Origin of the sequence: Kluyvera georgiana ATCC 51603, from assembly GCF_001654985.1 — a bacterium.
In the GTDB taxonomy this organism is placed as follows: domain Bacteria; phylum Pseudomonadota; class Gammaproteobacteria; order Enterobacterales; family Enterobacteriaceae; genus Kluyvera; species Kluyvera georgiana.
On the sequence record NZ_LXEU01000122.1, the window covers coordinates 1 to 1,310 of the forward strand.

A 1,310-nucleotide genomic window follows, 5' to 3' on the forward strand; every position below is an offset into this window, starting at 1 on the left:
GGTTCATCGCAGGTTAGCGTGAACCAATAGAAAACGGCAGTCAGAACGTTTAGGTTTGTATTCGCCAAAACACACCCTGAACCTTCAAAACTGCCGTTGCCATGAATGCTAACCTGACTTCTCTTTTCTGGAAAGGGTTCAGTGTCTCTTCCTGCACTGAAATGACTCCCGATACTCTGCTCATTCGCCTCCAGCCTCTGACTTCCCGGCCCCCATATTGTCGTGGATGCAACCGCAGCACTCCGCATATTCACGACACTTCCCTGCGACGTGTCAGAGAGCGTGACCTGCTAAACTGGAAGGTCTGGCTGGATGTACCCGTTCGCCGCTTACGCTGTTCATCCTGCGGTATTATGACCGAAAAAATCGACTGGCTGCCTGAGCGTCAGCGATACACCTCCACCCTGTCGGCGTGGGTTGAATCTCTCGTCCGGTTACTTCCGATTAAGCACGTAGCCAGTCTGACCGGACTGCACTGGCATACTATTAAAAACATTGATTACCGGAGACTGCTGCGGGAAGTTCATGAACCGCAACGGCACAGTCTGCGCCGTCTGATGATGGACGAATTTGCCCTGTTTAAAGGACATCGTTACGCCACTGTCGTGGCGGATGCTGATACACAGCAGGTGCTGTGGGTGGGCGAAGGGCGTAGCAGAGCCGCCTTTCGCCCCTTCTTCACCTGGCTGGGGCCAGAGGGATGTGCTGCCATCGAATCCGTTGCCATGGACATGAACACGGCGTTCGATCTGGAGGTCAGGGAGCACTGCCCTCAGGCGCAGGTGGTCTATGACCTGTTCCATGTGGTCGCAAAGTTTGGCCGCGAGGTTATTGACCGCGTCAGGGTCGATCAGGCCAATCAGCTACGTGATAATCCGAAGTCCCGGCAGGTCATCAAACGCAGTCGCTGGCTGTTGCTGCGCAATCCGGAAAACCTGCCAGCAGGACATGATGTCAGGCTGTCGGAGTTACTGGAAGCCAATCAGCCATTAAATACAGTTTATGTGATGAAAACGGCACTGAAAGAGCTGTGGTATGCCCCGACTGAACAGGAGGCGAGTCAGCGGTGGAATGACTGGTACAGACAATCACAGGAAAGTGGCATAAAGGCGCTGAAGCAGTTCGCTGAAAAACTAAAGGGATACGTGGGCGGGATAATAGCGAGTGCGACACACAGACTAAATACCAGCGTACTGGAAGGGATGAACAATAAGATCAAAGTGATAAAGCGAATGGCATACGGATACCGGGATAACGACTACTTCTTCCTGAAAATAAAAGCAGCGTTCCCCGGTAAAGCGCGATGAACC

At 52.9% G+C, this 1,310-nt stretch carries 1 protein-coding gene; it reads left to right on the forward strand.

Going from position 1 to position 1,310, the window contains the following annotated elements; all coding sequences use genetic code 11:
* Positions 1 to 101: 101 nt before the first annotated feature.
* Entirely contained in the window at positions 102 to 1,307 is a 1,206-nt protein-coding gene (locus tag M989_RS23930) for an ISL3 family transposase (protein ID WP_064549244.1), read from the forward strand.
* Positions 1,308 to 1,310: the final 3 nt, after the last annotated feature.

What these genes read in the sequence shown, in the direction of transcription:
- M989_RS23930 (WP_064549244.1), top strand. Translation starts at nt 102, where the DNA reads ATGAATGCTAACCTGACTTCTCTTTTCTGGAAAGGGTTCAGTGTCTCT.